We start from the raw sequence: 515 nt of genomic DNA on the forward strand, positions 1-515 counted from the left end.
TATCATCTTTTAAAGAATTTTCAACTGACGAATTTGAGATAAAGTCTATTTCTATTAAGAGTGAAGGCATTTTAGTTTTTCTGAGAACTGAAAAGCTTTTTGAAATCTTAACACCACGATTAGGTGTATTTATATCCTTTGATAAATTAGAGCATATATTTTTAGCTAAGTTATATACCTTGCTTTTTTCATCATATACCCATACCTCAACTCCTTTGGCAGTTTTATTAGTTGCAGCGTTCATATGCAGACTTACAAAGTAGTCGCAGTTTTGTTTATTAGCCTTAKTAGTTCTGTAATTTAGAGAGTAATATTTATCATTTTCACGAGTAGTTATTACTTTTTCAAGTGCATTTTCTAAATTTTCTTTTACCATCATTCCTATTTTTAGNNCTGTATCGCTTTCTTTTGTTTGGTTAGTGCCAACTGCACCAGAGTCTTTTCCTCCATGTCCAAAATCTAAATACCATTTCATAGGGTTTACCTCCTAATGTAGTTTTACCAATAGTTTAAGG

At 30.9% G+C, this 515-nt stretch carries 1 protein-coding gene; it reads right to left on the minus strand.

Annotation, left to right across the window (positions count from 1 at the left end; all coding sequences use genetic code 11):
- A partial coding sequence (locus tag G3997_RS04400; RefSeq protein ID WP_296648695.1) for an N-acetylmuramoyl-L-alanine amidase occupies window positions 1-475 on the minus strand: 475 nt, incomplete at its 3' end.
- Window positions 476-515 lie beyond the last annotated feature (40 nt).

The sequence above is a fragment of the Romboutsia sp. 13368 genome (assembly GCF_018336475.1).
Lineage (GTDB): Bacteria > Bacillota > Clostridia > Peptostreptococcales > Peptostreptococcaceae > Romboutsia.